The 25269-nt window shown below is 39.3% G+C and carries 23 protein-coding genes and 2 tRNA genes; 11 read left to right on the top strand and 14 right to left on the bottom strand.

Features of this window, described 5'->3' with window-relative positions; genetic code table 11:
- The first annotated feature begins 34 nt into the window (after nucleotides 1-34).
- Both CLIN57ABFB40_RS06270 and CLIN57ABFB40_RS06265 read left to right on the top strand, forming a co-directional pair.
- Nucleotides 35-1411 carry a sigma-54-dependent transcriptional regulator gene (locus tag CLIN57ABFB40_RS06270; RefSeq protein ID WP_175629358.1) on the top strand — a complete coding sequence of 459 codons (1377 nt, stop codon included), beginning with the start codon at nucleotides 35-37 and terminating at the stop codon, nucleotides 1409-1411.
- A complete protein-coding gene (locus tag CLIN57ABFB40_RS06265; RefSeq protein WP_175629357.1) occupies nucleotides 1408-2697 on the top strand; it encodes a sensor histidine kinase in 1290 nt (429 codons plus the stop codon). The genes CLIN57ABFB40_RS06270 and CLIN57ABFB40_RS06265 overlap by 4 nt, the downstream gene beginning before the upstream one ends.
- Nucleotides 2698-2785: 88 nt before the next feature.
- Here the strand turns inward: CLIN57ABFB40_RS06265 and CLIN57ABFB40_RS06260 are convergent.
- Nucleotides 2786-2860 (bottom strand) — tRNA-Pro (locus CLIN57ABFB40_RS06260).
- Nucleotides 2861-2895: 35 nt separating this feature from the next.
- Nucleotides 2896-2970: transfer RNA gene (locus CLIN57ABFB40_RS06255), tRNA-Pro, on the bottom strand.
- Between the two features lie 308 nt (nucleotides 2971-3278).
- Between CLIN57ABFB40_RS06255 and CLIN57ABFB40_RS06250 the strand changes: the two genes are divergently transcribed.
- Nucleotides 3279-3473: a hypothetical protein gene (locus CLIN57ABFB40_RS06250; RefSeq protein ID WP_175629356.1), complete on the top strand. Its 195-nt coding sequence runs from the start codon at nucleotides 3279-3281 to the stop codon at nucleotides 3471-3473.
- A 23-nt stretch (nucleotides 3474-3496) separates the two neighbouring features.
- On the opposite strand, the gene CLIN57ABFB40_RS06245 is transcribed toward CLIN57ABFB40_RS06250, so the two are convergent.
- Entirely contained in the window at nucleotides 3497-4207 is a 711-nt protein-coding gene (locus tag CLIN57ABFB40_RS06245; protein WP_175629355.1) for a tRNA1(Val) (adenine(37)-N6)-methyltransferase, read from the bottom strand.
- Between the two features lie 216 nt (nucleotides 4208-4423).
- On the opposite strand from CLIN57ABFB40_RS06245, the gene lon reads away from it, so the two are divergent.
- The 3 genes from lon to CLIN57ABFB40_RS06230 are packed head-to-tail and all read left to right on the top strand — an operon-like array spanning nucleotide 4424 to nucleotide 9120.
- Entirely contained in the window at nucleotides 4424-6892 is a 2469-nt protein-coding gene (gene lon, locus CLIN57ABFB40_RS06240; protein ID WP_175629354.1) for an endopeptidase La, read from the top strand.
- Complete coding sequence (tgt, locus tag CLIN57ABFB40_RS06235; protein ID WP_175629353.1) at nucleotides 6889-8019, top strand: tRNA guanosine(34) transglycosylase Tgt; 1131 nt, start codon at nucleotides 6889-6891, stop codon at nucleotides 8017-8019. Before lon ends, tgt begins: the two co-directional genes overlap by 4 nt.
- Nucleotides 8020-8022: 3 nt before the next feature.
- Nucleotides 8023-9120, top strand: a complete 1098-nt coding sequence (locus tag CLIN57ABFB40_RS06230) for an LptF/LptG family permease (RefSeq protein ID WP_175629352.1) — start codon at nucleotides 8023-8025, stop codon at nucleotides 9118-9120.
- Nucleotides 9121-9283: 163 nt separating this feature from the next.
- Here the strand turns inward: CLIN57ABFB40_RS06230 and CLIN57ABFB40_RS06225 are convergent, their stop codons facing one another.
- The gene (locus tag CLIN57ABFB40_RS06225) at nucleotides 9284-9787 is read right to left on the bottom strand and encodes a thioredoxin-like domain-containing protein (protein WP_175629351.1); all 504 of its coding nucleotides are present in this window, start codon (nucleotides 9785-9787) and stop codon (nucleotides 9284-9286) included.
- A 266-nt stretch (nucleotides 9788-10053) separates the two neighbouring features.
- On the opposite strand from CLIN57ABFB40_RS06225, the gene serB reads away from it, so the two are divergent.
- Together serB and CLIN57ABFB40_RS06215 are read left to right on the top strand one after the other, a co-directional pair.
- On the top strand, nucleotides 10054-11283 hold the full coding sequence (gene serB, locus CLIN57ABFB40_RS06220; protein ID WP_175629350.1) for a phosphoserine phosphatase SerB: 1230 nt from the start codon (nucleotides 10054-10056) through the stop codon (nucleotides 11281-11283).
- A gap of 45 nt (nucleotides 11284-11328) precedes the next feature.
- Nucleotides 11329-12588: a DEAD/DEAH box helicase gene (locus CLIN57ABFB40_RS06215; protein ID WP_175629349.1), complete on the top strand. Its 1260-nt coding sequence runs from the start codon at nucleotides 11329-11331 to the stop codon at nucleotides 12586-12588.
- An 11-nt stretch (nucleotides 12589-12599) separates the two neighbouring features.
- On the opposite strand, the gene CLIN57ABFB40_RS06210 is transcribed toward CLIN57ABFB40_RS06215, so the two are convergent.
- From CLIN57ABFB40_RS06210 to rfbC, 3 genes are read right to left on the bottom strand one after another with little or no spacing between them, the layout of a single operon-like run.
- A complete protein-coding gene (locus CLIN57ABFB40_RS06210) occupies nucleotides 12600-13397 on the bottom strand; it encodes a DUF4738 domain-containing protein (RefSeq protein WP_175629348.1) in 798 nt (265 codons plus the stop codon).
- Nucleotides 13398-13432: 35 nt separating this feature from the next.
- Entirely contained in the window at nucleotides 13433-14746 is a 1314-nt protein-coding gene (locus CLIN57ABFB40_RS06205) for a UDP-glucose dehydrogenase family protein (RefSeq protein ID WP_175629347.1), read from the bottom strand.
- A 25-nt stretch (nucleotides 14747-14771) separates the two neighbouring features.
- Nucleotides 14772-15320 carry a dTDP-4-dehydrorhamnose 3,5-epimerase gene (gene rfbC / locus CLIN57ABFB40_RS06200; RefSeq protein WP_175629346.1) on the bottom strand — a complete coding sequence of 183 codons (549 nt, stop codon included), beginning with the start codon at nucleotides 15318-15320 and terminating at the stop codon, nucleotides 14772-14774.
- Nucleotides 15321-15410: 90 nt separating this feature from the next.
- Between rfbC and CLIN57ABFB40_RS06195 the strand changes: the two genes are divergently transcribed.
- Genes CLIN57ABFB40_RS06195 through CLIN57ABFB40_RS20550 form a run of 3 tightly spaced genes read left to right on the top strand, consistent with a single transcriptional unit; the run spans nucleotide 15411 to nucleotide 17249 of the window.
- Nucleotides 15411-16496, top strand: coding sequence for an SPOR domain-containing protein (locus tag CLIN57ABFB40_RS06195; RefSeq protein WP_175629345.1), 1086 nt, complete (start codon nucleotides 15411-15413; stop codon nucleotides 16494-16496).
- Nucleotides 16497-16513: 17 nt separating this feature from the next.
- Nucleotides 16514-17041, top strand: a complete 528-nt coding sequence (locus CLIN57ABFB40_RS06190) for an FHA domain-containing protein (RefSeq protein ID WP_175629344.1) — start codon at nucleotides 16514-16516, stop codon at nucleotides 17039-17041.
- The gene (locus tag CLIN57ABFB40_RS20550; RefSeq protein WP_175629343.1) at nucleotides 17004-17249 is read left to right on the top strand and encodes a DUF3990 domain-containing protein; all 246 of its coding nucleotides are present in this window, start codon (nucleotides 17004-17006) and stop codon (nucleotides 17247-17249) included. Before CLIN57ABFB40_RS06190 ends, CLIN57ABFB40_RS20550 begins: the two co-directional genes overlap by 38 nt.
- Before the next feature lie 450 nt (nucleotides 17250-17699).
- On the opposite strand, the gene CLIN57ABFB40_RS06180 is transcribed toward CLIN57ABFB40_RS20550, so the two are convergent.
- From CLIN57ABFB40_RS06180 to CLIN57ABFB40_RS06150, 7 genes are all read right to left on the bottom strand, one after another.
- Nucleotides 17700-18938, bottom strand: coding sequence for a hypothetical protein (locus tag CLIN57ABFB40_RS06180; RefSeq protein WP_175629342.1), 1239 nt, complete (start codon nucleotides 18936-18938; stop codon nucleotides 17700-17702).
- A gap of 174 nt (nucleotides 18939-19112) precedes the next feature.
- A complete protein-coding gene (locus tag CLIN57ABFB40_RS06175; RefSeq protein ID WP_175629341.1) occupies nucleotides 19113-19727 on the bottom strand; it encodes a hypothetical protein in 615 nt (204 codons plus the stop codon).
- Nucleotides 19728-19854: 127 nt separating this feature from the next.
- Nucleotides 19855-20223, bottom strand: coding sequence for a hypothetical protein (locus tag CLIN57ABFB40_RS06170; RefSeq protein ID WP_217703299.1), 369 nt, complete (start codon nucleotides 20221-20223; stop codon nucleotides 19855-19857).
- Nucleotides 20220-22433 carry a tetratricopeptide repeat protein gene (locus CLIN57ABFB40_RS06165; RefSeq protein WP_175629340.1) on the bottom strand — a complete coding sequence of 738 codons (2214 nt, stop codon included), beginning with the start codon at nucleotides 22431-22433 and terminating at the stop codon, nucleotides 20220-20222. Before CLIN57ABFB40_RS06165 ends, CLIN57ABFB40_RS06170 begins: the two co-directional genes overlap by 4 nt.
- A gap of 31 nt (nucleotides 22434-22464) precedes the next feature.
- Nucleotides 22465-22668, bottom strand: a complete 204-nt coding sequence (locus tag CLIN57ABFB40_RS06160) for a TM2 domain-containing protein (RefSeq protein ID WP_167830086.1) — start codon at nucleotides 22666-22668, stop codon at nucleotides 22465-22467.
- A 48-nt stretch (nucleotides 22669-22716) separates the two neighbouring features.
- Nucleotides 22717-24120: a hypothetical protein gene (locus tag CLIN57ABFB40_RS06155; RefSeq protein WP_175629339.1), complete on the bottom strand. Its 1404-nt coding sequence runs from the start codon at nucleotides 24118-24120 to the stop codon at nucleotides 22717-22719.
- Nucleotides 24121-24749: 629 nt separating this feature from the next.
- The gene (locus tag CLIN57ABFB40_RS06150) at nucleotides 24750-25244 is read right to left on the bottom strand and encodes an HU family DNA-binding protein (RefSeq protein WP_175629338.1); all 495 of its coding nucleotides are present in this window, start codon (nucleotides 25242-25244) and stop codon (nucleotides 24750-24752) included.
- Nucleotides 25245-25269 lie beyond the last annotated feature (25 nt).

The following is a 25269-nucleotide window of genomic DNA, read 5'->3' as shown; positions in this document are numbered from 1 at the left end:
TAAAGGAAAGTAATAAATCTAATCAGCAAAAGAAATGGAAGAAGCAAGCAAATTGGGGAAAATACTCATAGTAGACGATAACGAAGATGTCCTTTTCGCTCTAAACCTTTTATTGGAACCTTATGCGGAGAAAATAAAGGTAGCCACCACCCCTGACCGCATCGAACATTTCATGACCACCTTTCAACCCGATCTTATCTTATTGGATATGAATTTTAGTCGTGATGCTATTAGTGGCCAGGAAGGATTTGAGAGTTTGGAACAAATACTGCAAATCGACCCTCAGGCTATTGTTATCTTTATGACCGCCTATGCAGACACAAACAAAGCAGTGCGGGCTATCAAGGCCGGCGCAACAGATTTTATTCCCAAGCCATGGGAAAAAGAAAAACTACTGGCCACACTCACTTCCGGAATGCGACTGCGCCAGTCACAGCGGGAAGTGAACATCTTAAAAGAGCAAGTAGAAGTACTTAGCGGTCAAAGCACTTCGGAAGGAGTCATCATCGGAGAATCTCCTGCTATGCAGGAAGTTTTCACTACAATAAATAAACTAAGTTGTACGGATGCCAATATTCTGATTTTAGGGGAAAACGGAACAGGAAAAGATGTGATTGCCCACTTCTTATATCGCTGCTCCCCCCGGTACGGCAAACCTTTTGTCACCATTGACTTGGGAAGTATCCCCGAACAATTGTTCGAAAGCGAACTATTCGGATTTGAAAAAGGGGCTTTCACCGATGCAAAAAAGTCAAAAGCCGGACGAATGGAAGTTGCTACCAACGGAACTCTGTTTTTGGATGAAATCGGCAATCTTTCACTTCCCATGCAATCGAAGTTATTGACTGCTATCGAAAAGCGACAAATCAACCGTTTAGGCAGCACACAAGCCGTCCCTATTGACGTCCGCCTGATTTGCGCCACAAATGCGGATATTCGCCAATTAGTGGATGAAGGAAACTTCCGGCAGGATTTGCTCTATCGCATCAATACTATCGAGATACATATTCCACCACTCCGTGAACGTGGAAATGATATTATTCTGCTAGCTGAGTATTTCCTGCAACGGTATGCACGTAAATACAAAAAGGATATGCGCGGTCTGACCCGGGAAGCCAAAAATAAACTATTAAAGTATGCCTGGCCCGGAAATGTGCGTGAATTGCAGCATACAATAGAACGCGCTGTGATATTAGGAGACAGCTCTTTATTAAAACCTGAAAACTTTCTTTTCCATGCTGCTCCCAAACAAAGGAAGGAAGAAGAAACCACATTAAATTTGGAACAACTGGAACGCCAAACCATTGAGAAAGCAATGAAACTTAGTGAGGGAAATATTTCTCGTGCCGCCGAATACCTGGGCATAACCCGTTTTGCCCTATATCGTAAACTTGAAAAACTAGGCTTATGAAACGATTTGCAATCAGAGTGATTTTACATATCTTATTTATAATGCTGCTTTCGTTCGGAAGCTGTCTGCTGTTTCAAAAACAGTTATGGTTCAGCACCACTATCTGCATCCTACTGTTGATAACTACCGGTGTACACCTCTATCGTATGCAGTTTAAACAAATTAATTTGTTACGACGGCTGACAGACGGACTACGATATAATGACATGATGCAAACCTTCCACCCACCTTTCAAAAATAAAATAATGAATGAGTGGGCAGAAGAGCTTTCGGAAAGCCTGAAAGACTTCCGGGGAAAACTGCTGGCAGAGGAAATCAAGCATCAATATTACGAAAACTTATTGAACAAGGTAGACACAGCCGTACTTGTTGCCGACAGAGCCGGACATATAGAATGGATGAATCAGGCAGCCATCACCCATTTAGGGCAAATCTCACAATTACCGGAAGTATTACTGAATGCTTCTGCGGCTAATGATATTCCCATTATCCGTATCGAACAAAATAGCACTGTTCTGGAAATGGCTATTTCGTACACCAAGTTTGCGGCACAAGAAAAAGAACAACAAATAATCAGCTTGAAAAACATCCATTCCGTACTGGAACGAAATGAAATGGAAGCCTGGCAAAAACTGATACGTGTACTGACTCATGAAATCATGAATTCCATCACACCGATTATTTCTCTATCCGAAACACTTAGCGAGAGAGGAATACCCAAACAGCTTGGAGAAAAAGAATACTCCATCATCCTGCAAGCCATGCAAACTATTCACAGAAGAAGCAAAGGGTTATTAGAATTTGTAGAAAACTACCGTCGCCTGACACGAATCCCCGCTCCTGTCCGCACCAAAGTTTCTATCGCTGAACTGTGTATGGACTTGCAAAAGTTATTCCCGGAAGAATACATTCATTTTGAGATCCCTTCATCAGAAATGAACCTCTATATAGATCGGGCACAAATAGAACAAGTCCTCATTAATTTACTAAAAAATGCCCGCGAGGCATGTGGAAAGCAATCAGATAAATACATTCAAGTAGAAATAGCCATTTCCCCTGCCGGCAATAAGATTCTGACAGTATCCGACAATGGAGAGGGTATTCTACCAGATGTTTTGGATAAGATATTCGTGCCTTTCTTTACCACTAAAACTACAGGTTCGGGTATCGGACTCAGTTTATGTAAGCAAATTATGACTTTGCACGAAGGAAGTATCAATGTAAAATCAGAATTAGGCAAAGGAAGTAGATTCATTCTCACTTTTCCTAAATACGTTAATCCCTAAATACTCATTGCAATTTTACACAAACAAAAAAGCTGATACAAACTGTATCAGCTTATCACTATTCATTTTTCTTCATTTGATTTTTTCGTCGGGGTAGCGGGATTCGAACCCACGACCCCCTGCTCCCAAAGCAGGTGCGCTAACCGGACTGCGCTACACCCCGAAAAACTTTTAACTAAACTCCCTCTTTCTTTGTAGTCGGGGTAGCGGGATTCGAACCCACGACCCCCTGCTCCCAAAGCAGGTGCGCTAACCGGACTGCGCTACACCCCGCTACTTTTTGAAGGGTTGTTCTTTTCAAAAGCGGTGCAAAGATAGGGAGTATTTTTTAATTAACAATAGCCAAACGGATGTTTTTTATTTATTATTTTCCAATAACCTGAATTTCATACGTTTGCATCTCAACTTTTTTCCTGACAGAAATCAGAAGCCCTTCTGCAAAATACCAGTCTACAAATTAAAGTATAGATGCTATGACGTTTATTGAGATGAATTAACTGAAAATATATTTTGGTAGAATGAACCAACTTTCACTGTTTTCTGTTTTCAAAGTAAAGTAGAAACTAAAAAATAAAAGTCATATGAAAACAAAAAAGCAAAAAGAAACCAATGAAAAAGAAGTTCATTGGTTAGAACAAAAAGGATATGAAAGAATGGTGAATGAGAGTGTACCAGTACAACAGGTAGAAGCTTGTCATAATCCAACTAAAAAAGAAGTAAAAGAGGCTGTAAGGGAATTGAATCCTGATATAAACAGCTTGGGTAGTAGAGGATGAATTCATCCTCTACTACTTTATATTTACATATTCAAATAATACTCTCGCGTCAAAGCTATATATTTCTCGCTATATTGATGACGGGCTAATTCCGTCAATAATTCTTCAATTACACACTCCTGATTAGAAAAAGTAAAAGTAATCAAGGTGCGTTTGGGAATACCACCGGGCTTAGTTATCACATTTAGCTGCCGGACTGCATACAAATTCTTCGTTGCAGCTATCATTTTCACCCTATCAGCTACATCCGCCGGAATCACAATCGTAAAAGCTCCATCTTCCGCCAATAATCCGGCTACCCCTTCCAACAATTCCTCGTAGGCCAGAGAATCATTATGTCGGGCTGCATTTCTCTGTTGATCCGGACACTCTAATGAATCAACAAAATACGGGGGATTAGAAACAATCACGTCAAATTTGTCGGAAGATTGATAGTACCTGAAATCAGTCTGCACTACCTCTACCCGCTCCTTCCAAGGAGAACGAGTTACGTTTTCCCTAGCCTGTCCGGCAGCGGCTTCATCTATTTCTAATGCTATAATATCCGCATCCGGCAAACTGCGTTGAGCCAACATTAAAGCAACCAATCCTGTCCCCGTCCCGACATCCAAAATTTTATGTGCATTCTGAACAGAAGCCCATGCTCCCAAAAGTACCCCATCCGTACCCACTTTCATAGCACACTTATCGTGCCACACCGTAAACTGCTTAAACTGAAAATAAGGATTTGACATTTTATCCGCTTATTTTTAAACCTGTTTTATTCTACTATTTTATTGAAAACCGCCAAAAATAAATAATTATTATGGAATACTTATTCAATAGCCTCATATTTTGGCATTGTTTTTGTGTTTTTATTCCAAGCAGTGCTTTATTATTAGAGAGAATCAATTAACTTTGCAAACGATTTATGCATATTTGTATGACATAAGCTAAATTAAAACGAAAAGATGAAAGAAAGATACTTATTGGAAGATGTAAGCGATAACAACGGTTTCTCGTTAATTACTGATTATGATGGTAGCGATGAGAACGCATTCAATGTAAATATTAAATCTGGTGAAATTCTTCCGGTTCTTCCCCTTCGTAATATGGTGTTGTTTCCCGGAGTATTCCTGCCTATTACGGTAGGTCGCAAATCTTCTCTGAAACTCATACATGATGCCGAGAAAAAACATAAGGATATCGCGGTAGTATGTCAGAGGTCAGCACATACGGAAGACCCTAAACTGGAAGATTTACACAACATTGGTACTGTAGGACGTATTGTGCGTGTATTGGAAATGCCCGATCAGACAACCACCGTCATTATCCAGGGAATGAAACGGTTAAGTCTGAAAAGCATTACCGATACCCATCCATATTTGAAAGGCGAAATAGAACTCTTGGAAGAGGAAATACCGAGCAACAATGACAAGGAATTCCAAGCCTTGGTAGAAACGTGTAAGGATTTGACGATGCGTTATATCAAATCATCGGATACAATGCACCAAGACTCGGCATTTGCAATTAAGAATATCAACAACTCGATGTTTCTGGTTAACTTTATCTGCTCAAATCTGCCATTCAAGAAAGATGAGAAAATTGATTTACTGAGCATCAATTCTTTACGTGAACGTACTTATCGTTTATTGGAAATCTTGAACCGCGAAGTACAGTTGGCTGAAATCAAGGCATCCATCCAAATGCGGGCACGTGAAGACATCGATCAGCAACAACGTGAATACTTCCTGCAGCAACAAATTAAAACTATCCAGGACGAATTAGGTGGCGGTGGTCAGGAGCAGGAAATAGAAGAAATGCGCCAGAAAGCAGAAAAAATGCACTGGAACGCAGAAGTCAGAGAGACTTTCATGAAGGAGCTGGCGAAACTGGAACGTACTCATCCGCAATCACCGGATTACAGCGTACAACTGAATTATCTGCAAACAATGCTTAACCTCCCGTGGGGCGTTTATACAACTGATAACTTGAATCTCAAAAATGCAGAAAAGACGTTGAATAAAGACCACTACGGATTGGAGAAAGTAAAAGAACGCATTTTGGAGCATTTGGCGGTATTGAAATTAAAGGATGACATGAAATCACCGATTATCTGCCTATACGGTCCTCCGGGAGTTGGTAAAACATCTCTTGGAAAATCTATCGCGTCTGCACTCAAACGCAAATATGTACGTATGTCTTTAGGCGGTGTACATGATGAGGCAGAAATCCGTGGTCATCGCAAAACATATATAGGCGCTATGCCGGGACGAATCATCAAGAGCTTGATAAAAGCAGGTGCCTCCAATCCGGTGTTTATCTTGGACGAAATAGACAAGGTCAGCGCAGACCGCCAAGGAGATCCTTCTTCTGCATTATTGGAAGTGCTTGACCCGGAACAGAATACCTCTTTCCATGATAACTTTTTGGATGTGGATTATGACCTTTCAAAGATATTGTTTATCGCAACAGCCAATAATCTGAATACAATCCCCGGTCCATTGCTCGACCGTATGGAATTGATTGAAGTAAGCGGATATATTACAGAAGAGAAGATTGAGATTGCCCGCAAACATTTAGTTCCCAAAGAACTTGAAGCCAACGGGCTTAAAAAGACAGATATTAAACTTCCCAAAGATACATTGGAAGCTATTATCGAATCATACACCCGCGAAAGTGGCGTTCGTGAACTGGAAAAGAAAATCGGCAAGATTCTCCGCAAATCAGCCCGTCAATACGCAACCGACGGTTATTTTGCCAAGACAGAAATCAAGCCTGCCGATTTGTACGATTTCCTGGGAGCACCGGAATATACACGTGACAAGTATCAGGGAAATGAATATGCCGGCGTAGTTACCGGATTGGCGTGGACAGCTGTAGGCGGTGAAATCCTTTTTGTCGAAACCAGCCTAAGCCGTGGCAAAGGCGGACGCCTTACCTTGACCGGTAACCTGGGAGATGTAATGAAAGAATCTGCTATGCTGGCGCTCGAATACATCAAAGCCCATGCTTCTATCTTGAATTTGGATGAAGAGATTTTTGACAACTGGAATATTCATATCCACGTACCCGAAGGGGCAATCCCCAAAGACGGTCCATCCGCAGGTATCACTATGGCTACTTCTTTGGCATCTGCCTTGACGCAACGAAAAGTGAAAGCAAATCTTGCCATGACAGGAGAAATCACCCTTCGCGGCAAAGTACTTCCGGTCGGTGGCATCAAGGAAAAGATTCTGGCTGCCAAACGTGCCGGAATCAAAGAAATCATCATGAGTGCCGAAAACAAAAAGAACATAGACGAAATTCAAGATCTCTATTTGAAGGGATTGACTTTCCACTATGTAAACGACATAAAAGAAGTATTCGCCATCGCGCTGACAAATGAAAAAGTTGCGGACGCCATTGATTTATCTGTAAAGAAAGCTAGCCAAGAATGACATTTAACTTACAATATACAGACACTAAAAGTAATGCCCGTGCTGGTCTGATAACAACAGACCACGGGCAGATACAGACACCGATTTTCATGCCAGTAGGCACATTGGGCACTGTCAAGGGAGTACATCAAACGGAACTTAAAGAAGATATTCAGGCACAGATTATTCTGGGCAATACCTATCATCTCTATTTGCGCCCGGGACTGGAAGTGATTGAGAAAGCAGGCGGACTGCATCGCTTTAACGGCTTCGACCGCCCCATGCTGACCGACAGTGGTGGTTTCCAGGTATTCTCATTAGCTGGAATCCGAAAACTCCGAGAAGAAGGTGCCGAGTTCCGTTCACACATTGATGGCAGTAAGCACATTTTTACTCCGGAAAAAGTGATGGATATAGAACGTACGATTGGTGCTGATATCATGATGGCTTTCGACGAATGTCCTCCGGGAGATTCGGATTATGCATATGCCAAAAAGTCATTGGGGTTGACGCACAGATGGCTTGATCGCTGTATCAAACGTTTCAATGAGACTGAACCTAAATATGGCTACAACCAGTCCCTCTTCCCTATTGTTCAAGGGTGCGTCTATACTGATTTGCGAAAGCAATCGGCTGAGTTTGTCGCCTCTAAAGGAGCCGACGGAAATGCTATCGGCGGTTTGGCGGTAGGCGAACCGGTCGACAAGATGTATGAAATGATAGAGGTCGTCAATGAGATTCTTCCCAAAGACAAGCCTCGTTATCTGATGGGAGTCGGTACTCCCGTCAATATTCTTGAAGGTATCGAGCGCGGAGTGGATATGTTCGACTGCGTTATGCCGACACGAAACGGACGAAATGGCATGTTGTTCACCAAGGACGGCATTATCAATATGCGAAACAAGAAATGGGAAATGGACTTCTCTCCTATTGAAGCGGACGGAGCTTCCAGTGTAGACACATTATACACTAAAGCCTATTTACGCCATCTTTTCCACGCACAAGAACTATTGGCTATGCAAATCGCCTCTATACACAATCTTGCCTTCTATTTGTGGCTGGTAGGTGAAGCACGCAAGCATATCATTGCAGGAGATTTCTCGACCTGGAAACCGATGATGGTCAAAAGAGTATCAACTAGATTATAAAGAATGAAAAGCAATCGATTTATAAAACGACTGGATTGGTATATCATCAAGAAATTCTTGGGGACATACGTATTTGCTATTGCATTAATCATTTCTATCGCAGTGGTATTCGACTTCAACGAGAAGATGGATAAACTGATGGAACACGAAGCTCCGTGGAGTAAAATCATTCTTGAATACTACATGAACTTTATTCCTTATTTCTCCAACCTGTTCAGTCCGTTGTTTGTATTCATTGCTGTCATTTTCTTTACTTCCAAACTTGCAGAGAACTCTGAAATTATTGCTATGTTCTCTACCGGTATGAGCTTCAAGAGAATGATGCGCCCATACATGATTTCTGCCGCCATCATTGCATTAACAACCTTTATGTTAAGCTCATACGTAATTCCTAAAGGAAGCGTGACGCGTCTGAATTTTGAAGACAGGTATATCAAGCCTAAAAAACAAAATACAGCGCGCAACGTGCAGTTGGAAGTTGACAATGGAGTCATAGCCTATATAGACAACTATAACAATGCTATGAAAACAGGAAACCGCTTTTCCCTGGATAAATTTGTCGACAAGAAACTCGTTTCCCACTTAACCGCACGCCGCATTACTTATGACACGACTACCGTTCATAAATGGACTATTCATGATTATATGATACGCGAACTGGACGGACTAAAGGAGAAAATCACCAAGGGGGATAAAATTGACTCTATAATCAATATGGAGCCTTCCGACTTCCTCATTATGAAGAATCAACAGGAAATGTTGACCAGTCCCCAGTTAAGTGATTATATTGAAAAACAGAAACGAAGAGGATTTGCCAATATCAAAGAATTTGAGATTGAATATCATAAGCGGATTGCCATGTCATTCGCCTCTTTCATCCTGACAATCATCGGAGTATCCCTTTCGTCACGAAAAACGAAAGGCGGTATGGGACTTCACTTAGGAATCGGATTAGGGTTAAGTTTCTCTTATATCCTGTTCCAGACCATCACCTCAACCTTTGCCGTTAATGGGAATGTACCTCCTGCTATTGCAGTCTGGATTCCGAACATCCTCTATGCAGGCATTGCTTTCTTCTTATACCAAAAAGCACCTAAATAAGAAAAAAAAGGATATATATAAAATAGAAATTCCGTCTATTCTTGCTTTAAGCAAGTATAGGCGGAACTTTTTTGTTGTATCCATTTCCTCTTTTGTCTATTCTCCGTCAGTCACCAAATTGCGATTCGGAAAATACTTCTTTCTCCTTACATCTTTAAGATTGTCAACCAATCTTTTCCACATAAGCAGAAAGATCTGCAGCAGAGATGTTTTTGGCTATAATTACACCATTTCCATCCAATAAATAGTTAGTGAATCCCCGATTCAAACGGTATTTCTTAAATAACCCGGAATCCTCGCCTTCTGTTTCCACGAAACAAGTGGGCGTAACTATTTGATCCTTACGAACGGTTTCCTTAAAAATTGACTGATATTCGTCAAATGAGATAGAAACCATTTCCACATTATGAGAAGAACGAAGCGCATTGCTCAAACTTACGTTTTGCATCCGGGATTGCGCGTCATAACTTGCCCAAAAACTCAGCAACACATACTTCCCTTTCAGATTTCCCAATTTAAAGGATGGTTGCTTTTCTGATGTAGATTCGATTTTAAAATCCGGGGCCACATCACCCTCACTCAAACCTCCGGTAGGTTTGTCTTTCTCAACGAAAGCGGTCAAGGAACAAATTAGTAATACAACAAAAATCCACTTTACATACTTCATGTAATTCGGTTTTAGTTAATACTATCCGGGACTGTCCTTAAACAGTGGTTTCTTCCCGAAACGTTGTCTTTTCAGGCATCAGGCGAAGAGGAATCCGCTGATTATCAGAGCCTTTATTTTTGAAACCGGGTGCAAAGGTAAGTAATTATTAAATTAACTTCCAAGCAAATAAGCAAAAATCTCACTTTTCGGGTATAACTTTTTATGTTATTTAGCATAAAAACGAACTTTTTTCTCTACTTTTGCAAGATAAAAGTCTATTTCATATGCAACCATCAAATACTGAATTGATTCTGATTCGAGTTACCGGCGAAGATCGCCCGGGGCTGACCTCTTCCGTGACTGAAATACTAGCCAAATACGATGCTACTATCCTTGACATCGGTCAGGCGGATATTCATAATACATTGTCATTAGGTATTCTTTTCAAGAGCGAAGAAAGACATTCCGGTTTTATTATGAAGGAATTGTTGTTCAAAGCTTCTTCGCTGGGAGTTACCATCCGGTTCGAGCCGATTACTACAGAAAAATACGAGAATTGGGTGAGTATGCAAGGAAAGAACCGTTATATCCTGACCGTACTTGGGCGTAAACTTTCCGCTCGTCAGATATCGGCAGCAACCAGCGTATTAGCCGAACAAGGCATGAATATCGACGCAATCAAACGTCTGACAGGTCGTATTCCCCTGGACGAATGCCAAACAGATGCGCGCACACGTGCTTGCATTGAGTTCTCAGTAAGAGGTACTCCCAAAGACCGTATTGCCATGCAGGAAAGTTTGATGAGGTTAGCCAGCGAATTGGAAATGGACTTCTCTTTTCAACAAGATAACATGTACCGCCGCATGCGTCGCTTGATTTGTTTCGATATGGACTCTACATTGATTGAGACAGAAGTGATTGATGAACTGGCCATCCGTGCCGGTGTCGGTGACGAGGTAAAAGCCATCACAGAAAGCGCAATGCGTGGCGAAATAGACTTTACGGAAAGCTTTACCCGTCGTGTAGCCCTACTAAAAGGGTTGGACGAGTCTGTTATGCAAGAAATAGCAGAAAATTTGCCCATTACAGAGGGAGTGGACAGATTAATGTACGTACTGAAAAAATATGGTTACAAAATCGCTATCCTTTCCGGTGGATTTACTTATTTCGGTCAGCATTTGCAAAAGAAATATGGAATAGATTATGTATATGCCAACGAGCTGGAAATCATCGACGGAAAATTGACCGGACGTTACTTGGGAGATGTTGTAGACGGCAAACGAAAAGCCGAACTACTACGCTTGATCGCACAAGTGGAAAAAGTCGATATTGCACAGACCATTGCTGTAGGTGACGGTGCCAACGATCTCCCGATGCTGGGAGTTGCCGGCCTGGGAATTGCTTTTCATGCCAAGCCCAAGGTAGTGGCAAATGCCAAGCAATCTATCAATACCATCGGGCTCGACGGAGTGCTCTATTTCCTCGGATTCAAAGATTCTTATTTGAATATGTAATTAGACCGAAAAAAAAATTATCTTTGCTGACAAATTAATAAAAGAATGAAGTTTTCCGAACTACAATTAAACGCAAATGTACTTGAGGCGCTTGATGCCATGCGCTTTGACGAGTGCACGCCTATTCAGGAGCAAGCAATTCCAATCATACTTGAGGGAAAAGATTTGATAGCAGTAGCACAGACTGGTACGGGTAAAACGGCAGCATTCCTGCTTCCTATATTGAATAAACTATCCGAAGAAAAACATCCTGAAGATGCGATCAACTGTGTCATCATGTCTCCTACCCGCGAATTGGCGCAACAGATAGACCAGCAAATGGAAGGATTCTCCTATTTTATGCCGGCATCGAGTGTTGCCGTATATGGCGGAAATGACGGCATTTTGTTTGAACAGCAGAAGAAAGGGCTTACTTTGGGAGCTGATGTTGTTATTGCCACTCCCGGACGCCTCCTTGCCCATTTAAGCCTTGGATATGTAGACCTTTCCAAGGTTTCTTATTTTATACTGGACGAGGCAGACCGGATGCTCGACATGGGATTCTATGAGGATATTATGCAAATAGTAAAGTATTTGCCGAAAGAGCGGCAGACCATCATGTTTTCTGCAACTATGCCTGCCAAGATACAACAACTGGCAAATACGATCCTGAATAATCCGGCAGAAATAAAGCTAGCCGTTTCAAAACCTGCTGATAAGATTATCCAAGCCGCCTATGTTTGCCATGAAAATCAAAAGTTGGGTATCATACGCAGTCTCTTTATTGACGAAGTCCCCGAACGTGTCATCGTCTTCGCATCTTCTAAAATAAAAGTCAAGGAAGTAGCCAAAGCTCTGAAGTCAATGAAGTTGAATGTAGGAGAAATGCATTCGGATCTCGAGCAAGCTCAACGGGAAGCGGTGATGCATGAATTTAAAGCCGGACGGATCAATATATTAGTCGCCACAGACATCGTTGCCCGCGGCATTGATATTGATGATATTCGTTTGGTTATCAACTTTGATGTTCCTCATGACAGCGAAGACTATGTACACCGTATCGGACGCACGGCGCGTGCCAACAATGACGGAGTAGCACTCACGTTTGTCAACGAAAAAGAGCAGAGTAGCTTCAAAAACATTGAGAATTTCCTTGAGAAAGAGATCTACAAGATTCCTATTCCTGCAGAATTGGGAGAAGCGCCGGAGTACAAACCGCGTTCTTTTAACAAGAGCAAGTATGGTAATAGCTCTAAAAGAAGGAATTTCCGGGGAAAGAATAATGGTGGAAAAGGAAACAACCGTCCCTCGCCCAGACAGAATTAAAACTAAATTCGTTATTTGGTGGAAGTTATCGCCAAGTTTCCCTCAAAACTTACTTCCATATCTGCAATGCTATATATTGAACTTTCCGGAATGGCTAAAACAGCTTGATAATGAAAACCATTCCGGTCTACTTTTACAAACTTCGTATCCGACAAAATAGCTTGCGTCAAAAAGTCTTCAGGAACTACCTGGTCAAACATCTGTTTAGTAATATCGCTGGCAAATAAACTCTTTTTGCCCTCGTAGACACAGATGTGCATCACATTATCGTAATACACATTATCCATACTAATCCCGTCTTCAGAATAGGTTGTTTTGATAACTCTCATTTTAGAAGGGTTAATATAAACATAAGCACGATAGCGAGTGCCATTATAGGTCACTACACTATCGCGTCGAGTTACTTCGGTATAAGTTGGAGTCACCAGTTCCTGGCGAACAAATGACAATGAATCATTCAGATCCTCTGATTTGTGCAGCTTGATAATGTTATCTGTTATGGAATGAAACCAGAATATATGTTCCGCCTGCTTATCAATCTTGTAATAAGTCGTATCATTGCCATAAGTATAAAGAGTATCCCGTATAATTTTAAACGCAATCGGAGCACTCTGCGCGTCGGCATAGTATATAGTATCCCCTTCCACGCGCATCAACGGGCTCTCAGTCTCATCGTCCAGCCAGATTCCCTGCAATAGTTCCTTAGCATTCGTATCCTCTTTTCCCTGTTCCAAGAAATATAGATTCTTATTGCCACTACATGCCGCAGAAAAAAATACTATTAACGATATAGCAACATATTTCATCATCTGTCTTAGTTTTGCCTAAAGATACTCTTATTTTTTCATTTACCAATACAAAGGTAAGTGAATCCGAGCTCTTCCATCTCTTTTTTCTCGTATATATTACGTCCATCCAATACAATCTGCTGAGCCATTGTCTTTTTTATCACAGCCCATGAAGGCAAACGGAATTCTTTCCATTCGGTCACCAGCATTAAAGCATCAGCATCAAGCACCGCATCGTACATATCACAAGCATAATAAATGCTATCCCCAATCCGGCGTTTACATTCCTGCACTGCTGCCGGATCGTATGCACGTACCTGGCAACCGGCTTTTAATAGTTTATCAATCAAGACCAATGCCGGAGCTTCACGCATATCATCCGTTTCCGGTTTAAATGCCAATCCCCAAAGAGCAATTGTCTTACCTTTCAAATCACCGTTAAAATGCTTCATTAGCTTTTCGAACAAAACACTCTTCTGCCGTTCGTTCACTTCTTCCACAGCGCTAAGCACCCGCATTGCATATCCATTCTGTTCTGCGGTTTTAATGAGAGCTTTCACATCTTTAGGAAAACAAGAACCGCCATATCCGATGCCCGGATATAAGAATTTACGTCCGATGCGCGTATCCGAACCAATTCCGCTACGTACCATATTCACATCAGCCCCGACTATCTCACAAAGATTTGCTATATCATTCATAAAGCTGATACGGGTTGCCAACATTGAATTTGCTGCATATTTAGTCATTTCCGCAGATGGAATATCCATGAAAATCACTCGGAAGTTGTTCAATAAAAACGGTTTATATAATTTGGACATAAGTTTCTCCGCACGTGCCGACTCTACTCCTACTACTACACGGTCCGGGCTCATAAAATCGCTGATTGCGTTTCCTTCTTTCAGGAATTCCGGGTTGGAAGCAACATCAAAATCTACCTTCACCCCTCTTTTATCCAGTTCTTCCTGAATGACTGCACGAACTTTGCTGGCAGTACCTACCGGAACTGTACTCTTGGTTACGACCAGTTTATATTGTTTCATATTGCGACCAATAGTACGGGCTACTTCCAAAACATATTTCAAGTCGGCGCTACCATCTTCATCCGGTGGTGTGCCAACAGCGCTGAATATAACCTCCACATCATCCAGGCAGCTCTCTAATGATGTAGTAAACTTCAATCGTTTTGCTTTCATATTACGGAGTACCATCTCTTCCAATCCATTTTCATAAATTGGAATGATACCCTTCTGTAGAAACTCTATTTTCTCACTGTTAGTATCTACACAAGTTACATTCACACCAATTTCAGCGAAACATGTACCGGTCACCAAACCTACATATCCGGTTCCTACAATCGCAATTTTCATATTTAATCTATTGTTTACTTAGATATTATTCAAAATATACAGCATCTTTAAAGGCAGTCCCCTTTTTATCTTTGGCCGACAATATCATTTGCGACTCAGCCAACGGCCAGTCTATTTTCAATGTTTCATCATTATATAATATCGAAACTTCCGCTTGTGGGGCATACTTATTGTCTACCTTATACATAAAAACGGCTTCTTCACTCAATACAGCAAAACCATGCGCAAAACCGCGGGGAATAAAGAACTGTCTTTTATTCTCCTCATTGAGCAATACGGACACATGTTTTCCGAACGTAGGTGATGACTTGCGCAAATCCACAGCAACGTCCAACACCTCTCCTTTAAGTACACGAACCAATTTAGCCTGGCTATATTCACCTTTCTGATAATGCAATCCGCGTAATACGCCAAAAGAAGATTTCGATTCATTATCCTGTACAAAATTTATAGGTCCGATATTAGCTTCAAACTCTTCTTTCTTGAAAGCTTCCATAAAATAGCCACGTTCGTCGGAGAATACTTTCGGCTCTATCAGCCACACTCCGTCTATTTCCGTCTGTATATAGTTCATTGTTAATAGTAATAAATAAAACGATGCAAAAGTAGTGAATTTTTCGTAGTTTTCTGGGATATATTCAATTTATCTCTTAATTTTGCACACATGATTGAATTGGCACAACATATAGAGATTTTATTACTGGAAAACGACTGCGTTATCGTTCCGGGATTTGGTGGATTTGTAGCACATTACGCTCCTGCAACTCATGTAAAAGAAGAGAATCTTTTTTTACCCCCTACCCGTACTATCGGCTTTAATCCTCAATTAAAGTTGAACGACGGAGTATTAGTACAATCCTATATGTCTGCGTACGACACGAGTTTCGCTGATGCCAACCGTATTGTGGAAAAAGAAGTGAGCGAACTTATCGAACTTCTCCACGAAGAGGGTAAAGCGCATCTGGAAAATATCGGCGAGATTCATTATAACATTTACGGGAATTATGAGTTCGTTCCTTATGACTTTAAGATAACGACTCCTTCGTTGTATGGTTTGGATTCTTTTGAGATACACGAACTTTCCGCTCTGCAACAGAGAGAAAAGGTATTAGTACCTGCCAATCTGGAGAAAGAGAAGAAAACATATGAGATTAGCATTAACCGTGTATTCCTTCGTAATGCCGCAGCCATGATTGCCGCTATCATATTGTTTTTTGCCTTTTCAACTCCGGTAGAGAATACCGATGTTCAGAAGAACAATTATGCACAGTTATTGCCTGGTGAGCTTTTTGAGCAGATCGAGAAGCAATCGGTTGCAGTAACTCCGGTTCTTGTAAAAAATGATATTGCTGTTGCACAACAAACTAAAAAGTCTTCTGCTTCAGGCAAGGCTTCGTCTACTCCAAAGCTAATAGCTAATAAAGTACGAACATCAAGGCCTATTGCTGTAAAAGAGGTAAAAGTTACCAAACAGGAAGCGACTCCTACCCGTACATCTGTTAAACCGCAAGCAAACGTGAATAATCATCCTTACCATATTATAGTAGCAGGCGGAATCAGTTTTAAAGATGCGGAAGCCATGGCAAATCAATTGAATGCAAAAGGATTTGCAGAAGCAAAAGTTCTGAATACTGATGGTAAAGTACGTGTCAGCATCCATTCATTCGAAAACCGCGAAGAAGCTACCAAACAGCTATTGGAGCTTAGAAAAAATGAAAACTACAAGAATGCCTGGTTATTGGCTAAATAAAATCCCTTTTTAAAAGCATGAAACGAGTTCTTTGTCCCAAATGTGAGAATTACCTTTATTTTGATGAAACCAAGTATGAAGAAGGTCAATCGCTAGTATTTGTTTGCGAACATTGTGGCAAACAATTCAGCATCCGACTTGGTAAAAGCAAGGTAAAAGCCCTTAGAAAAGAAGAGAATCTAGAAGAGGAAGCCGAAGCGCATAAGGAAGAATTCGGATATATCACAGTAATCGAGAATGTTTTTGGATTCAAACAAATACTCCCATTACAAGAAGGAGATAATGTCATAGGACGACGTTGCGTAGGAACCAATATTAATACTCCTATCGAAAGTGGTGATATGAGCATGGATCGCCGCCACTGCATCATCAATATAAAACGCAACAAACAAGGAAAAATTGTTTATACACTACGCGACGCTCCCAGCCTGACAGGTACATTTCTGATGAATGAAATTCTGAGGGATAAGGATCGGGTACGTATCGAGGATGGTGCTATTGTGACTATTGGGGCTACTACGTTTATTTTGCACGCTGCTGAATAAATTCTCCTTTTTTAGCAAAAATATTATTCATAATTACGATGCAGTTATAGGGCCTATAGCGGATGATGGTGTTGCCCTACAAATCGGACTTTTTAAAGATGGATATATTAACTTGGCTACATTGGCAGAGACATTAAAATATAGGAAACTGAATAATCAATATTATTTTGGAACACCTAAGGCTATCAAATTACTGAGAAGATTATGAATACGAAAGAATATTTAGTGTAAAGCATCGTCAGTCAGATGACAATCTATCTGATGAATGATTTTCATTGGGATATGCAAACAGCTTTAAAAGCCATTTATCATTCAGAACTTTTTCTTAAGTTAGATGATCCTGAAATAGAGCTATATACTCAAAGCCCCAAGTATGTTTATTTGTTTCTCAAAAAAGAACTAACTACAGGTAAATATATTTGAATTATTGAAAAAAGAGGTATTAACAACTCGAGTAGATAGGAAAGAATATGAATTTGCGCCACGATGATGATATTCCTATCCTTGTTATTCTCATATAAATTCAGCAGCAATATAGAGATTATTAAAGCACTACCCAATATTGTGAGCAGTGCCTTTCCTAAGATTTCACATTAATAGAGATACTTTTATAATCGTACAGTTTCTTTTTCTATTTCACTACTATCATTAACAGACTCTATTCATACACAACAACTTTACCTGAACCATTGCAAACAGAACACTTACCATATATTCTCTTCTGTTGCGCTGCACTAAAATGATATTTACTTCCTGCCCCACCACAATTCCAACATTCTTTATATTTAAAACCACTTTTTTTTCGTACATTTTTTGTATATGATGTTCCTTTACGAAGAGTAGTTTCATATTTCTCTTGATCAATATACAGTGTATTACCATTCTCTTTTATTTGCCATTTTTCTTTTCCAAACCGTAAGAATCCATTTTCAATTGAATAAGTATGAACTTCATCTATTATTTTTTCTCCATCTTTCACTCCTCCAAACAATGCGAATAACCCCATCTGTGAGTTTGATATTTTCGTCCAAGCAGAACATCGCAGTCTCTCATCATCAAGAATTTCTATCTGAAAAAGAGATTTCACCATTGTTGAGTATAATGCATATTGACCTTTAGGAGATAATTCCCCTCTATAGATATTACCTGCTAAATACAAATTGGGATCTTGAGACACTTCTTTATTACGATAAAAATCTTTATTAATACTATCCACTGAATTCAATAATGCATAATATCCCTTACCCTGAATAAATATTTTACCCTCTTTTTCAGATAACAACCAATTAAACAGAGAAGAATTATAACTAAAAGCCTCTGCTATTTCATCATACTTCACTAAATAAGAGAGTACATTGTTTCTGCCATATATAGCATTGGAATATACTTTTACAGAATCTAAAAAAGATTCTAGCACAATACGAGATAGTTTCTTATTATCTGAAACACGAAATAAATCTCCCTCCCACGTACCCCAAATATACGAAGCAGAAGGCTGCGGTACGATCTGACCTTTATATTCTTTTTCTATATACAAAGCCGTTTCTTCTTCATTCTTTGTGGCAGTAATAAAAAAATCACTTCCTTGAATATTCAAACTATCTTCATAAGCTCTCAAACATATAGAAATTACAGGTTCATTTAAAGATACATAATTATATACATTTTTCTCCTTTTTATCAGGTAAAAAGCAAATATATCTAGAACCGAATATTACATTTGAATACACAAATAAAGAATCTTTTTTTAAACGAAGTCCCACCTTCCCTAAACATACATTGTCGTTACTACGAACTATTTTACCAATCCATCCCCCTTCTATAGCTTCTTTATTGCAAGAAGCCAAAGCCAGAACTAAAAATAATAGCAAAAAGCTATACATACTTTTCTTTTTCATATTCATAACTGTTTAAATTAATACATTGATGATCGCTTAATCCCAGTTGATTTTCAATTTAGAATTCTTGGACACTCTTGTCATCGTGTTCAGCAATATCCTATTTACGATGTTATCCTCTCTATCAAGAGATGAATACCGCCCAACAAAATAAAAAAAACATCCATCTTTGTTCTATTTTAAAAGTCTTTGTACAGAATTATTGGTTTTGTTTACAGTCTCTTTGAAGCGTTCGGTGCTCTGCAATACATATCCTTGTTTTATCAACCAATCTTCATAATATGAATTATACCTACGGGCTAAAGGAAAAGTCCCAACTTGTCTTAAAATAAAATTTCCAATTACAGGAATTATTGAGCCCAACCAGAAACAAACTTCAATAATGACAAAAAATTTAATCGCCATTTCCCATTGTCCTTTTATTAATGGATATATCCAACCCAACAAAAACACCGGAATTGAAAATCCACGTCGCACTGTTTGTATATTTCCTGTCACCGGATGAATATAAACCGCCTTACTTAAGAAAGCTCTACGAGTCCGAGCATATTCATTCCAATCAAGAATTCCCATTAATAAAAAATGACGCCATTTTATAAACATGACAATAGCAACTATCATCAATATCACAATCAAAGGCAACAACAGAATACCACCTATCAAAGACGCAAAGGAACTTTCTGAACTATTAAATATTAAATAAAATAGAACAACTCCACCTAACGAAAGTAAACCTACATTACGGAAACGATTAGCATACTCTTTTTGTGTAATATCTTCTACTCCCATAACATCGTGATTTGATGAATTAAATTCTTTATCGAAGCCACAAAAGAACTATTTACTATCAAATAATAGAAAACCCAAATCGCTACAATAGCAAATAATAGATAGAAAAGCCAAATCAATACTTTTTTCATAACCTTGGTCTATGATTTCCTCCCATAGGAGAATGTTTACACTTATTAGCGGTCAAATCAGCAATACTCTTTGCCTCTTTCCCACAATAAACACACTCATAAGTCTTTCTGACACGACCTTCATAAAGTTTATGCTTTCCGCCATGAGCTCCGTCAGGATGTCGTTTACACAAATTGGCAGCCAAATCTTTAACTGAATGAAATTTCTTTCCACAATACTCGCAAAAGTATGTTTCATTCTCTACATCGCTTCCTTTTATTTCACGACTTGAGTAGTTATCGTTACTTGAGTCAACCGTTGAAGTATCCCCCCAACAGCTAGTCAAGAAGATAATAAAAATTGCAAATACTAATTTCGTCATCATATCAAAGCTACATTTTTAACTTCACTTTTTCCTTCTTTATATTCTATATCGACTCTAAAATTGACAAAGTCACTATAAATATATAATGGTAACAAATCACCATCTTTAAGTTCGTAGTCGAATTTTAACCTAATGCTGGAACCCGCTAAGAAGTTTTCTTGAGGTAACATTACTTTATCTTTGTCTTGCAACTGATAAATAGAAAATACAGGATCAATTAAAGTCAAAACTCTTGGGATTTTCAACTTCTTATCCGGCTTATTCCACAATTCAGTAACCGTAGAAGATATTTCTTTAACTTTTCCCCATGAAAGCCAAGTACTGTTTTCCCGTTTTTGTATAGTAGCCCCACCATTAACACTTATCTCCGTCTGAAGAAGTTTCTGCAATACATTAGCATCCAAAGAGTAATCTGCCAAGAAATGTTTCTTTATCTTATCCAACAAAGCCTCTTTCCCATACTGATTGGTATTCAGCAAAGCAGAAGCATGACTTTCCTTATAATCTGCCTTATCAATCCAACAAATTTTATCATCAGTCATTGCAATGGCACGCACACGGGTGATATCCTGATATTTCTTATCAGCATATGCTATTTTCATCGTCCCCAAATCAGCCATTTCATGATGTTTGATAATGTTTTTCGTTGTAGGTACTTTCACTACATCATATTCATCCTTATACATATCCGTATAGTGAATACAAAGGAAGATACGGACATTTTCCAAATCAATATCCGAACGATTGTTAATCGAGACTTGAATCTCGTCATCTTTATCTGAGAATTTCCAATCAGTAGCAGGAGTAATCGCCACATCAATAAAAGAATGTTCCATTAGCAGCTGCTTAAAACTGCTGTATAAATAATCTTCACAAAATTGCATATCCGACAGTAAACAGTCATAAATACCCTGATTTCCCCTACGGAAAAAATGATTAAAGATTTCATTTTTACTTTCCTCCATCATTCCTTTCTGCGCATAATACTTAGATTTTAGAAAATTGGGGCTAAACATACCATATCCTTCCATTGTAGAACGATAAAGTCGAAGTAGATACTGTCCTTCCGGTGTTTTGTTCAAATAAGTACGACTTCTATATGAATCCAAAAGATCCGTCAATGCCTCTGCCTGGCGAGGATACTCCATAGCAGCCTGATCCAAATAGGACAAAGCCTGCTGTTCCTTTCCAACCCGATAATGCAACAATCCTTTCAGCACTAAAGCAGGAGCCGAACGTTCAGGATACAACTCAATATAATTATCTAAAGTTAGGTCAGCTTCTACAAAAAAATTGTTCCACTCATGCTTCACAGAATCCGGTAATTGCATTTCCTTAACGATAGAAAGCACTTCCGGGCTATCAGGCATAGTATTCATTTCTCCCGAGCCAATATTAATCAGCGACAAAGATTTCAATAGCAAGGCTTCCCGGTTTCGAGGATATTGTCGCAAGATTTTAGAAGTTGAGTTATAAGCATCTACCATTCTACCTAAATAAACATCAAAATAAGCCTTATCCTTATTAATGCAAAGCCTGTCCCATTCTTTCATGTATTTTGTATAGACAGATACAAAACCTGACAAATAGTCAATATAAGCCATTTTGAGTTCTTCGATTTCATCTTCTAATTTTGATTTTAAATCCATCTCTTCCTCATAATGATCAAATGCCGCATTCTTAGCTGCATCAATGCCTAAATTTTCAGACATATCGACAATGGCTAAAGGTCCCTCCCCCGCCATTGCTTTCATTGCAGCCATACCTGCTCCTGTGGAACTTGACTCTTTCGCTAATGTCTTTGCTCCTGCTGCTGCACTACGAGCCAGCATCCATATAGTCGAAAACTCCTTATGCTGCTTTTGCAACTTAAACATTTGTTGTAAAAGAGGAAGAAACTTCATTTTGGCATCAATGACATCGGAAGCAACCATGCTATAATCCTGCTTCGCCATATATTCTAAAAAACTATAGAAATCATCCGATTTTACTTGTGCCATTTCCAACCCATTCAAAATACGAACTGTTTCTTCAATATCATATTCTTTATTTATATCCGCTTTCTGTTCTTTTAAAGCTTCATAAGCTGACTGAAATTCCTCTACTGGTTGGTAGTTTTCTATTTGCAATTCCGGATTAGCCTTTTTACCACATCCAGCCACTATACTACAAAATATCAGCAATGTGGCAATAATCTTCTTTTTTATCATGGTTGTTATAATATTACCAATAAAAAATATTCTATTCGCAATACTTACTGTTAAATGTAGTGTCATCAGAGAATAAATAGATAATTCCTTCCACTAAAGCTACAATAGCAGGAACTCCCGTCCAACAAAAGAGCAGATAGACAACACCCCACCCTATTTTCCCCATGTAAAACTTGTGAATACCCAATCCACCTAAAAAGATTGCCAACACAGCCGCTAAAATTCTACTTTTCATAATTATTCGTTTTTATATGTTACTATTTTATGTATTGCTCTATTACAATTAAAAACTATCCATTTGTTCTTGAATTCTTTTCTTTAACTCATCATTATAACTATTTATTGCTATAACTTCTTGATTATATTTCTGTTGAATCTCCACATTCTTCTTTTTCATTTTATTCCATCTTGCATACAAGATAGTACCGCCTATTCCAGCTAATAAAAAAGATAAAACGAACCAATAATCCGAAAAGGTATCAATCCAGACTCCTGTCACATACTGAGGACCAAAAAGTGTAAAAGTCATATAATGAATCACATAAGCTAGTATATGCAACGCCCATAAAGCACAATAAAGCCAAAGAGGTGAAGCTAATATAGAAAAACAAAGCAGACCAACATCACGCTGCTTATTAGGTATTTTCTGTTTAGGAGCTATCGGCAAGCTTCGCTCCTGTACCTGATATAATATTGTAAAATATCGTTCCCTATATTGTTCCAAAGATAATCCACATTCTTTCATTGGTTGTCTTAACGATAACAGAAATTTCTCCATTAAAGTAATGGCTTTTTGAGAAGATGGATTATACTCGTCCGAACGATGGAACGGATTAGGACCAAACAACAATTCATGCCCCATCTGCATTGTACTATATACCGATTTCAACTCCTTATCGACCCAATTGATTTTCTCACCTGTCTCTTTTTCTATGACTTGAAAAACAAATGCAACAGTCTCTTTCAGCAGTTGCAAACTTTCATTTATATCGGATGGAATTCTTTCTTTCTTTTTCTGGTACAACATTTTAGCATACTTAGCTGTTACCATAGTCTGCAACATTCGATTTAGTATATGTTTACATGATTCAAAATCCATTCTATCGCACACAGATAGTGCTTTTGTAACAGAAGAAAAGAATTGCTTTACGTAACCGGATTCAAGGCTGTCCGAAGTATTTTCTTGCATAAATCCAATCACCAACAATTGGCATATAACAAGACTTTGAGTTTGCTCTGATACTGTATTCGATTTCTCATTCAGTATCCCAATTATATCTGACAACGTATATATACCATCTTTTATGATAGGCATTCCACATGACACACATATTTTTGCATCTTTTGCATTTATCGAATGACAACATTTACATCTTGTGATTTCTAGGTTTCCATCCAACAATTGTTCGGCTGCTTTGTCGTCTTCCGCCACCCATTGATGCCCACATTTGGGACAGATAAAATCATATTCTTTCGTTTGAATGATTTTCCCTGAATAACTATCAGCTATCACACTACCAACAACGCTACCTGCAAATGAACCCAACGGCCCAAACACAAGCCCCACTGCTCCACCTACCATTTGCGCGCTACCTTTCCTTATAGCCGCTTTTCCCAATTTATCTTGCATGGAAATATGGGGGGTACCTGCTACCCAATTATTACATCTCGGACAAATTTGTCTCATCGCTTTTTATTTTCCCCCAGTAGATTCCCCAGAACCGGACGGTTCATTGATTAGAAAAGTTAACTTCTATATAAAAAAAAGCGCGGGAATCTGTACCTGTCACTCGTCCCGCTATTCGAGGCCTTCGCATTGCCCACCACAGTCTGAACGAGCAACGCAGAAGCCCACGCCGATATGTATAACAATCTAAGTATACTTTTTATCTCAAAGTACACTCAGGGGTATAAACATATCCCGCAGACACCTACCGTTGCTTTGTTTTTGACCGTGGTTCAAAAGTTGCGAAGTTTCGAATAGCCAAAGACAAAACGTCAAGTAAACGTCTTTCTTTATATAAATATATTTCCCACACCACCCTTACCTCACAATTTGAGGTATCGGCGTGGAAAACGCAGCAAATATATGCAAAATAAATGTAATAATAGAAATATATCAGTATATTTATTATTCTCATAAAAATAATGTTCGAAAATATTATTATAATTCTCGCTTTTCCGCCAAATCACCGTTGGGCAACGGTGAAATCGTCGTTGGGCAACCATGAATTCACCGTTGCCCAACGGCGATTTAAGCCACATCCACCCGAAATGTCAAAAAAATAGGGAAAGTTCCCGAAAGAACTTTCCCTATCAAAAGCAATTTTTAGTAAAAACTAGGCTGCCGGATCCGGAATCTCCACCGGAACCACCACCTGCACCGGGATTCCCACTGTTGCCACCATTCGCATCTGCCACATTACCGCCAAACAACTCTATGCTCGCAGAGCCAAGCATTTCCTTGAACGCACTTCCCGGAGTAAAGACTATCTTTCTCCTAACAATAGTATTGGCATTCACATCTTCTAAATTGTCTTGGCTTTCCGCATTAATAGCCGGACGAAATGAACCGAACTCTCCTAGCTTCACAGAAAATCCCTCTTCTACAAAGGATACCATCGTATCCTGCACTCCTTTCAGCACTACATCCACCATAGCACGATGAATCCCCGTTCGTTGGTTTACCTCGTCACACAGCTTGCTATAGCTGATACTTCCCACTAATACGTTTGCTGCAACGTACTTTTCCACTTTATTTTCTTTGTCGAAGCATAAAGTGATCTGCTTCTTTTTATAGCGTATAGCCATAATTTTCTAAAATTAAATTTTACAA

Origin of the sequence: Bacteroides acidifaciens, assembly GCF_903181435.1 — a bacterium.
Taxonomy (GTDB): domain Bacteria; phylum Bacteroidota; class Bacteroidia; order Bacteroidales; family Bacteroidaceae; genus Bacteroides.
The sequence above is the reverse complement of the archived record's forward strand: the minus strand, read 5'-3'. Positions and strand labels throughout refer to the sequence as shown.

Excerpts from the sequence above, each read along its gene's own strand:
- serB (WP_175629350.1), top strand. The coding sequence starts at position 10,054 with ATGCAACCATCAAATACTGAATTGATTCTGATTCGAGTTACCGGCGAA.
- CLIN57ABFB40_RS06160 (WP_167830086.1), bottom strand. The coding sequence starts at position 22,668 with ATGAAAAGTAGAATTTTAGCGGCTGTGTTGGCAATCTTTTTAGGTGGA.
- CLIN57ABFB40_RS06190 (WP_175629344.1), top strand. The coding sequence starts at position 16,514 with ATGAAACGAGTTCTTTGTCCCAAATGTGAGAATTACCTTTATTTTGAT.
- CLIN57ABFB40_RS06225 (WP_175629351.1), bottom strand. The coding sequence starts at position 9,787 with ATGAAGTATGTAAAGTGGATTTTTGTTGTATTACTAATTTGTTCCTTG.
- CLIN57ABFB40_RS06195 (WP_175629345.1), top strand. The coding sequence starts at position 15,411 with ATGATTGAATTGGCACAACATATAGAGATTTTATTACTGGAAAACGAC.
- CLIN57ABFB40_RS06230 (WP_175629352.1), top strand. The coding sequence starts at position 8,023 with ATGAAAAGCAATCGATTTATAAAACGACTGGATTGGTATATCATCAAG.
- CLIN57ABFB40_RS06165 (WP_175629340.1), bottom strand. The coding sequence starts at position 22,433 with ATGATAAAAAAGAAGATTATTGCCACATTGCTGATATTTTGTAGTATA.
- CLIN57ABFB40_RS06245 (WP_175629355.1), bottom strand. The coding sequence starts at position 4,207 with ATGTCAAATCCTTATTTTCAGTTTAAGCAGTTTACGGTGTGGCACGAT.
- rfbC (WP_175629346.1), bottom strand. The coding sequence starts at position 15,320 with ATGAACTATATACAGACGGAAATAGACGGAGTGTGGCTGATAGAGCCG.
- CLIN57ABFB40_RS06250 (WP_175629356.1), top strand. The coding sequence starts at position 3,279 with ATGAAAACAAAAAAGCAAAAAGAAACCAATGAAAAAGAAGTTCATTGG.
- lon (WP_175629354.1), top strand. The coding sequence starts at position 4,424 with ATGAAAGAAAGATACTTATTGGAAGATGTAAGCGATAACAACGGTTTC.
- CLIN57ABFB40_RS06205 (WP_175629347.1), bottom strand. The coding sequence starts at position 14,746 with ATGAAAATTGCGATTGTAGGAACCGGATATGTAGGTTTGGTGACCGGT.
- CLIN57ABFB40_RS06270 (WP_175629358.1), top strand. The coding sequence starts at position 35 with ATGGAAGAAGCAAGCAAATTGGGGAAAATACTCATAGTAGACGATAAC.
- CLIN57ABFB40_RS06180 (WP_175629342.1), bottom strand. The coding sequence starts at position 18,938 with ATGAAAAAGAAAAGTATGTATAGCTTTTTGCTATTATTTTTAGTTCTG.
- CLIN57ABFB40_RS06170 (WP_217703299.1), bottom strand. The coding sequence starts at position 20,223 with ATGATGACGAAATTAGTATTTGCAATTTTTATTATCTTCTTGACTAGC.
- CLIN57ABFB40_RS06150 (WP_175629338.1), bottom strand. The coding sequence starts at position 25,244 with ATGGCTATACGCTATAAAAAGAAGCAGATCACTTTATGCTTCGACAAA.
- CLIN57ABFB40_RS06155 (WP_175629339.1), bottom strand. The coding sequence starts at position 24,120 with ATGAGACAAATTTGTCCGAGATGTAATAATTGGGTAGCAGGTACCCCC.
- CLIN57ABFB40_RS06175 (WP_175629341.1), bottom strand. The coding sequence starts at position 19,727 with ATGGGAGTAGAAGATATTACACAAAAAGAGTATGCTAATCGTTTCCGT.
- CLIN57ABFB40_RS06215 (WP_175629349.1), top strand. The coding sequence starts at position 11,329 with ATGAAGTTTTCCGAACTACAATTAAACGCAAATGTACTTGAGGCGCTT.
- tgt (WP_175629353.1), top strand. The coding sequence starts at position 6,889 with ATGACATTTAACTTACAATATACAGACACTAAAAGTAATGCCCGTGCT.
- CLIN57ABFB40_RS06265 (WP_175629357.1), top strand. The coding sequence starts at position 1,408 with ATGAAACGATTTGCAATCAGAGTGATTTTACATATCTTATTTATAATG.
- CLIN57ABFB40_RS06210 (WP_175629348.1), bottom strand. The coding sequence starts at position 13,397 with ATGATGAAATATGTTGCTATATCGTTAATAGTATTTTTTTCTGCGGCA.